Annotated in this window: 5 protein-coding genes and 3 pseudogenes; 7 read left to right on the forward strand and 1 reads right to left on the reverse strand. The window is 56.1% G+C overall.

The window, feature by feature from the left end:
• Nucleotides 1–77: 77 nt before the first annotated feature.
• Nucleotides 78–2,714 (forward strand): annotated as a pseudogene (locus OKC40_RS21285) (Tn3-like element Tn3 family transposase); the annotation flags it as partial.
• 34 nt (nucleotides 2,715–2,748) lie between these two features.
• Here the strand turns inward: OKC40_RS21285 and OKC40_RS21290 are convergent.
• Nucleotides 2,749–3,312, reverse strand: a pseudogene (locus OKC40_RS21290) (IS630-like element ISEc33 family transposase); the annotation flags it as partial.
• 120 nt (nucleotides 3,313–3,432) lie between these two features.
• On the opposite strand from OKC40_RS21290, the gene msrB reads away from it, so the two are divergent.
• From msrB to OKC40_RS21320, 6 genes and pseudogenes are all read left to right on the forward strand, one after another.
• On the forward strand, nucleotides 3,433–3,876 hold the full coding sequence (msrB, locus tag OKC40_RS21295) for a peptide-methionine (R)-S-oxide reductase MsrB (protein ID WP_023338003.1): 444 nt from the start codon (nucleotides 3,433–3,435) through the stop codon (nucleotides 3,874–3,876).
• A 1-nt stretch (nucleotide 3,877) separates the two neighbouring features.
• The gene (gene msrA / locus OKC40_RS21300; RefSeq protein ID WP_023294902.1) at nucleotides 3,878–4,417 is read left to right on the forward strand and encodes a peptide-methionine (S)-S-oxide reductase MsrA; all 540 of its coding nucleotides are present in this window, start codon (nucleotides 3,878–3,880) and stop codon (nucleotides 4,415–4,417) included.
• A 132-nt stretch (nucleotides 4,418–4,549) separates the two neighbouring features.
• Nucleotides 4,550–5,254: a glutathione S-transferase N-terminal domain-containing protein gene (locus OKC40_RS21305; RefSeq protein WP_004099038.1), complete on the forward strand. Its 705-nt coding sequence runs from the start codon at nucleotides 4,550–4,552 to the stop codon at nucleotides 5,252–5,254.
• Complete coding sequence (locus OKC40_RS21310; protein ID WP_018716208.1) at nucleotides 5,251–6,219, forward strand: magnesium and cobalt transport protein CorA; 969 nt, start codon at nucleotides 5,251–5,253, stop codon at nucleotides 6,217–6,219. Before OKC40_RS21305 ends, OKC40_RS21310 begins: the two co-directional genes overlap by 4 nt.
• Before the next feature lie 91 nt (nucleotides 6,220–6,310).
• The gene (locus tag OKC40_RS21315) at nucleotides 6,311–6,883 is read left to right on the forward strand and encodes a hypothetical protein (protein WP_004099040.1); all 573 of its coding nucleotides are present in this window, start codon (nucleotides 6,311–6,313) and stop codon (nucleotides 6,881–6,883) included.
• A gap of 175 nt (nucleotides 6,884–7,058) precedes the next feature.
• Nucleotides 7,059–7,592, forward strand: a pseudogene (locus tag OKC40_RS21320) (type-2 restriction endonuclease); the annotation flags it as partial.
• Nucleotides 7,593–7,807: the final 215 nt, after the last annotated feature.

Below are 7,807 nucleotides of genomic sequence, written 5' to 3' on the forward strand. Positions count from 1 at the left end.
AAGCAGAGAAAGTCGATACAGAACAGGACCTTGGAAGGCGTTTTAAATGGACTCGCCGCTTAAGGTCCTGTACATGATTTCGCCTTACCCGTCTTTTATATACCCGGAGCTGGATAAGCAACGAACGTCCTGGCCTGCTTTTCGATCTGGCGACAGGGTGGCTTATGCAACATCGTATTATTCTCCCCGGAGCCACTACGCTGACCCGGTTGATTTCAGAGGTAAGGGAAAAGGCGACGTTGCGCCTGTGGAACAAACTGGCACTGATACCGTCAGCCGAACAACGTTCACAGCTGGAGATGCTGCTGGGGCCAACTGATTGCAGCCGCCTGTCTTTACTGGAATCACTGAAAAAAGGCCCTGTGACCATCAGTGGTCCGGCGTTTAATGAAGCAATTGAACGCTGGAAAACTCTGAACGATTTTGGCTTGCATGCTGACAACCTGAGTACACTCCCGGCTGTGCGCCTGAAAAATCTCGCACGTTATGCTGGTATGACTTCGGTGTTCAATATTGCCAGGATGTCACCGCAGAAAAGGATGGCGGTTCTGGTTGCCTTTGTCCTTGCATGGGAAACGCTGGCGTTGGATGATGCACTGGACGTTCTGGACGCCATGCTGGCCGTTATCATCCGTGACGCCAGAAAGATTGGGCAGAAAAAACGGCTCCGCTCGCTGAAGGATCTGGATAAATCTGCATTGGCGCTCGCCAGCGCATGTTCGTACCTGCTGAAAGAAGAAACACCGGACGAATCGATTCGTGCTGAGGTGTTCAGCTACATCCCCAGGCAAAAGCTGGCTGAAATCATCACGCTTGTCCGTGAAATTTCCCGGCCCTCAGACGATAATTTTCATGAAGAAATGGTGGAGCAGTACGGGCGCGTTCGTCGTTTCCTGCCCCATCTGCTGAATACCGTTAAATTTTCATCCGCACCTGCCGGGGTTACCACTCTGAATGCCTGTGACTACCTCAGCCGGGAGTTCAGCTCACGGCGGCAGTTTTTTGACGACGCACCAACGGAAATTATCAGTCGGTCATGGAAACGGCTGGTGATTAACAAGGAAAAACATATCACCCGCAGGGGATACACGCTCTGCTTTCTCAGTAAACTGCAGGATAGTCTGAGGCGGAGGGATGTCTACGTTACCGGCAGTAACCGGTGGGGAGATCCCCGAGCAAGATTACTACAGGGTGCTGACTGGCAGGCAAACCGGATTAAGGTTTATCGTTCTCTGGGACACCCGACAGACCCGCAGGAAGCAATAAAATCTCTGGGTCATCAGCTTGATAGTCGTTACAGACAGGTTGCTGCACGTCTTGGCGAAAATGAGGCTGTCGAACTCGATGTTTCTGGCCCGAAGCCCCGGTTGACAATTTCTCCCCTCGCCAGTCTTGATGAGCCGGACAGTCTGAAACGACTGAGCAAAATGATCAGTGATCTGCTCCCTCCGGTGGATTTAACAGAGTTGCTGCTCGAAATTAACGCCCATACCGGATTTGCTGATGAGTTTTTCCATGCTAGTGAAGCCAGTGCCAGAGTTGATGATCTGCCCGTCAGCATCAGCGCCGTGCTGATGGCTGAAGCCTGCAATATCGGTCTGGAACCACTGATCAGATCAAATGTTCCTGCACTGACCCGACACCGGCTGAACTGGACAAAAGCGAACTATCTGCGGGCTGAAACTATCACCAGCGCTAATGCCAGACTGGTTGATTTTCAGGCAACGCTGCCACTGGCACAGATATGGGGTGGCGGAGAAGTGGCATCTGCAGATGGAATGCGCTTTGTTACGCCAGTCAGAACAATCAATGCCGGACCGAACCGCAAATACTTTGGTAATAACAGAGGGATCACCTGGTACAACTTTGTGTCCGATCAGTATTCCGGCTTTCATGGCATCGTTATACCGGGGACGCTGAGGGACTCTATCTTTGTGCTGGAAGGCCTTCTGGAACAGGAGACCGGGCTGAATCCAACCGAAATTATGACCGATACAGCAGGTACCAGCGAACTTGTCTTTGGCCTTTTCTGGCTGCTGGGATACCAGTTTTCTCCACGCCTGGCTGATGCCGGTGCTTCGGTTTTCTGGCGAATGGGCCATGATGCCAACTATGGCGTGCTGAATGATATTGCCAGAGGGCAATCAGATCCCCGAAAAATAGTCCTTCAGTGGGACGAAATGATCCGGACCGCTGGCTCCCTGAAACTGGGCAAAGTACAGGCTTCAGTGCTGGTCCGTTCATTGCTGAAAAGTGAACGTCCTTCCGGACTGACTCAGGCAATCATTGAAGTGGGGCGCATCAACAAAACGCTGTATCTGCTTAATTATATTGATGATGAAGATTACCGCCGGCGCATTCTGACCCAGCTTAATCGGGGAGAAAGCCGCCATGCCGTTGCCAGAGCCATCTGTCACGGTCAAAAAGGTGAGATAAGAAAACGATATACCGACGGTCAGGAAGATCAACTGGGCGCACTGGGGCTGGTCACTAACGCCGTCGTGTTATGGAACACTATGTATATGCAGGCAGCCCTGGATCATCTCCGGGCGCAAGGTGAAACACTGAATGATGAAGATATCGCACGCCTCTCCCCGCTTTGCCACGGACATATCAATATGCTCGGCCATTATTCCTTCACGCTGGCAGAACTGGTGACCAAAGGACATCTGAGACCATTAAAAGAGGCGTCAGAGGTAGAAAACGTTGCTTAACGTGAGTTTTCGTTCCACTGAGCGTCAGACCCCGATTAAGGTGGATATCCACTTCATCTTCATAAAATACCGGATGCTCTGCGCTGCATTCATCCAGCGCTTTGTGGATTACCGCCATCTTTTCATCTTTATGTGGGTCACGGATACGCAGAGTTGGCGCGGCCCTGCGCCATACAAGCCCCGCAGATGGCAACCAGCGGCGAACGGTTCCTGCATGTAACTGGCAACCGGTTATCTCATTGATTTTTAATGCCAGTAATTCGGTGCTCCAGCGTGAACGTTGATAACCAAAATCGCCGGGAGAATGCTTTATCAGCTCACGTAACAGGGTGCAGATATGTTCAAAAGGCCAGCGTCGGGAGCGCCCTGCGGGTAAGGATTTCAGGCCTTCAATACCTGAGTGCGTAAACCAGTTAATCCAGCGACCAACGGATGAACGAGCACAACAGAGAGTTCTGGCAACATCGCTGACCCGTTCACCCCGATGAAGCATCAGCATGGCCGTGAGTCTGCGGGCATGATTTTTATCGCGCGTTTTATGAATAGCTTTCTGCATCAGGCGTCGTTCGCCACGGGGTATTGGTGCTATGATCGGCATCGCTCAGTCCGGTTGGTGGTTTTGGTTGGTTTGGCGATTGATCAGATCGCACAATCCGGGCTGAGTTCCCTTTCAGTGATCTACTATTCCGCGCATCTATTTAGATTATTGGAGACTATCATGAAGTTTGAGAAGTCACAGGCAGCAGTTGACCGCCTGACCCCCGAGCAACGCCGGATTACCCAGGATTCGGGGACCGAAAGGCCCTTCACGGGCGAGTACAACGACAACAAGGAGCCTGGCATCTACGTCGACATAGTGTCGGGAGAGCCACTGTTCGCTTCGACGGACAAGTTCGATTCGGGTACTGGCTGGCCCAGCTTCACCAAGCCGATCGTTTCGGCAAACGTGAACGAGGTGCGGGACAGCGCACACGGCATGGTCCGGACGGAGGTCAGGTCAGTACACGCAGACAGTCATCTCGGCCATGTGTTCCCCGATGGTCCTTCCGACCGCGGCGGTCTGCGGTACTGCATCAACTCAGCGTCCCTTCGCTTCATCCCGCGCGACGAGATGGAGTCCGAGGGATACGGTGAATATCTCGATCAAGTAGAGGAGGCTTAACATGCATCAGCGCGCTGTTCTCGCAGGAGGATGTTTCTGGGGCATGCAGGATCTGATCCGCAAGCGGCCCGGCATCATCTCGACCCGTGTGGGTTACACGGGCGGCGATATTCCGAACGCCACGTATCGTAATCACGGCACGCATGCCGAGGGGATCGAGATTGTCTTCGACCCGACAGTGACGAGCTACCGGAACATCCTGGAATTCTTCTTCCAGATCCACGATCCGACGACGCTGAACCGCCAGGGCAATGATCGTGGGCTCTCCTACCGGTCGGGCATCTATTATGTCGACGAGGAGCAGAAGCGCGTCGCCGAGGATACGATCGCCGATGTGGATGCCTCGGGGCTGTGGGATGGCAAAGTGGTGACCGAGGTCCAGCCGGTCGGCGAGTTCTGGGAGGCCGAGCCCGATCACCAGGATTATCTGGAGAAGCACCCGGGCGGCTACACCTGCCACTTCGTCCGTCCCGGCTGGGTGCTTCCGAAGCGCCAAAAGGTTGACGACGTACAGCCAGCGGCCGGGACCGCGGCGGAATAGGCTTCGCTGCCGTTAGTGCCGCGCCGATCCGGTTCGCAACCTCCGACGACCGCGTCAATCGACGCGGTCGTCGAACCCGGCCTTGAAGCAGATCATTCCATTCAGCCGCCGTCGCAGTGCCAGGATCCAGATATGACAGACCTCTCCTCCTTTCCCATCACGCAGCGCTGGCCAGCATCTTATCCGGATCGCTTGCAACTATACGCGGCCCCCACGCCCAACGGCGTCAAGGTCTCGATGATGCTGGAGGAGACTGGCCTGCCGTATGAGCCCCACTTCGTCGACATCTCGAACAACGAGTCGAAGGATCCAGCGTTCGTGTCGTTGAATCCCAACGGCCGCATACCCGCGATCATCGATCCGGCTGGCCCTGACGGCCAGCCCATTGGCATATGGGAAACCGGTGCGATCCTCATCTATCTGGCCGACAAGACGGGGCAGCTCATCTCAACAACACCCGCCCAGCGGTACGAGACTCTGGCCTGGGTGTTCTTTCAGGTGTCGGGCGTTGGGCCGACCTTCGGACAGCTAGGCTTTTTCCTGCGATTTGCCGGCAAGGACTATGAGGACAAGCGACCTCGGCAGCGCTTTGTTGATGAATCCAGGCGTCTTCTCGGGGTCCTGGATCACCGGCTGGAGGGCCGCGAATGGATTGTCGATGATTACTCGATCGCGGACATTGCGACGTTTGGCTGGGTGAATGCGCTGGTCGAATTCTACGCAGCGGGCGACATCCTCGGCCTAAGCAGCTATTCGAACGTGCAGGCATGGCTCGAACGCGGGCTGGCGCGACCGGCTGTACAGCGTGGCCTGCGAATTCCTGCGAGGCCTGCATGACCATTATCGCCGCATATTATTACAACGAAGGTAAGCGAGTCCGTGAAATCAGGCTCGATGAGCACGTCGAACTAAACGAGAATCGCTCGGGCTTCTGCTGGATCGCGCTTAGCGAGCCCACCGCAGACGAACTCAGCGCGATCCAGACGACGTATAACCTCCATCCTTTGGCGATCGACAACGCCATGCACCCGCTGTGCCCGCCCAAGCTCGAGGTCTACAACGATGAGTTGTACGTCGTCGCCCAGACCGCCGAGCTGGTCGGCGACCGGATCAGCTACGGCAAGATGGCGATCTTCACCGGTCACAATCACCTTATCACCGTGCGGCACGGCAATGCCGGAGCGCTGGGCAAACTTCGGGAGCAACTCGAGGCATCGCCGACGCAGTTCGGCAAGGGTGTCGACTATGTGCTGCACGCGATCTTGCACCGAGTGGTCGACCAGTATCTGCCCATCTTCGAAATGATCGAGGACGACGTCCTGGCGATGGAGCGACGGTCGCTGCACGATTTCCTCGGGCCAGAAGAGGTGGCGCGAATCTTCGAACTAAGGTCCGAACTCACGCGGTTCAAGCGCACGCTCGGGGCTATGGCCGAGCTGGTGCGAAAGCTCGTTCGCGGCCACTTTCCCTGCCTCAGCGCCGAAATGACACCATATTTCCACGACGTCGCGGACCATGTCCACCGCGTGCAGTCCATGGTCGACGGCCTCCTGCTTGTCCTGTCCACGGTCTTCGAGGCCAGCAGCCTTCTGGAAGCGCAAAGGATCGGTGTGGTCACTCGCCAGCTCGCGGCCTGGGCGGCGATCTTGGCGGTCCCGACGGCGATCGCCGGAATATATGGCATGAACTTCAAGCACATGCCGGAACTGGACACGCCATATGGCTACTTCGTCGTGCTCGGAGTGATAGCGGTGTTCTGCCTTCTCCTGTTCATGCGCTTCAAGAAGGCCAAGTGGCTATGAGTAACGCACTTCGCGAGCTTCTCCGTCCGCCGAGTCACAGCGCGCTTTGTGCGCGAGCGTGTCCAATCCAGTTCAAGATGAAGGTGCTTCCATGACCTCCCAGGTGACCGACGTTCTAGAAGCAGTCCAGTCATTCATCGCCAAAGGCTATGACCGCGAATACCGCGTCAAGGACGGCAATCTCGTCGATCTCGAACTAGGGTCAACCCTCGATGCATGCAGCATTCGCGTCGATGCGGCGTTGCGCCTCGAGAGCGGGGACGACGGCGAAGATGCCTCCAACATCTACGCGATCACCGATCCGGCGACAGAGCATAAAGGCCTGTTGATCGACGCCTTCGACGTGTTCCACGAAATCTGCCCCCGCGACTTGTCCGAGCGCCTTGTGGCGCATCGGGAAACAGCACCGGCAGGTGACCAGGACGCGCCGAGCAAGCACGGACTACGGAAAGTCTACAAGAGCGAGTTTCACAGCGATCCCGAGCGTTACGTTCTGCGCGAGGGCTTTCCAGACTTCCCGCCATGCCCTTTCGGCCAATCCTTCAGCATCCTCGGCTTCGATACCGCCGAGCAGGAATATGTCTGGCTCGTCACGAGCATCATTCGAGATCCTCGGCTGATCAGGGTTCCATACCAGGGCGAAGACGTCATCAGCGACGAATAGCGGTGTCGCTTAGCCGGAAAGGCTGGCCTTCCTGGCCCACACATCTGCAGGCTGAACTTTAAGAACATCGAAAATTAGGAGGTGATTATGGACTGGAACAAGGACCACATACGAGAAACTATGCTCTTGCTGGAGACAGCAGCGTTGCACAGCGCTCGCGAAAACTACCTGGACCGAGATTCACCAGAATCGAGCGATGCTGACCCTGCCAGGCTACTTCCGCCCGACGAAGCTGTGGGATTTGTTGGTGATCTACAAGGGAGAGCTGATTGCTGCCATCGAGCTGAAAAGCCAGGTAGGTCCCTCGTTCGGTAACAACTTTAACAATCGAACAGAGGAATCTATCGGGACGGCCCATGATCTTTGGACGGCCTTTCGTGAAGAGGCGTTCGGCAAGCAGCCACGCCCTTTCGTCGGCTGGCTGATGATGGTCGAAGACGCGCCGGAGTCCCGCAGGCCGGTGCGTGACTCATCGCCGCACTTCCCGGTCTTCGAGGAGTTCAAGGGGGCGTCGTATCTCACGCGGTATGACTTGCTGTGTCAGCGATTGGTGCAGGAGCAGCTCTACACGACCGCTGCTGTCATTGCGGCAGAGCGCAGTGCGGTGAATACCGGCGACTTCACGGAGCAGTCGTCGATGACCAGCCTCAAGACATTCGTGTCTGCTTTGGCTGGGCACATCGCCGCAGAGGCGGCACGACTGGGCTGATTGGCCGCTTTCGATCATTCTGGCTTGGAGACCGGACGATGATGACAACCACAACTGAAGCGCTTTCAGAGGTTTTACGCGGGTATGGACGCGCCGATGAAACTGCATTGGCATCACTGCTGGAGGTCAGCGACTGGGAGCGCATCGCCCGGCAGGAGCTTGAGCGCCGGGCTACCAGCATCGTGCAGGCGCTGGATGATGCGACCCTTGAGGCC

Source organism: Aeromonas sp. QDB11, assembly GCF_027705265.1.
Lineage (GTDB): Bacteria > Pseudomonadota > Gammaproteobacteria > Enterobacterales > Aeromonadaceae > Aeromonas > Aeromonas allosaccharophila.

Coding starts and splice junctions, on each gene's coding strand:
- msrB (WP_023338003.1), top strand. CDS start 3,433: ATGAAGTTTGAGAAGTCACAGGCAGCAGTTGACCGCCTGACCCCCGAG.
- msrA (WP_023294902.1), top strand. CDS start 3,878: ATGCATCAGCGCGCTGTTCTCGCAGGAGGATGTTTCTGGGGCATGCAG.
- OKC40_RS21305 (WP_004099038.1), top strand. CDS start 4,550: ATGACAGACCTCTCCTCCTTTCCCATCACGCAGCGCTGGCCAGCATCT.
- OKC40_RS21310 (WP_018716208.1), top strand. CDS start 5,251: ATGACCATTATCGCCGCATATTATTACAACGAAGGTAAGCGAGTCCGT.
- OKC40_RS21315 (WP_004099040.1), top strand. CDS start 6,311: ATGACCTCCCAGGTGACCGACGTTCTAGAAGCAGTCCAGTCATTCATC.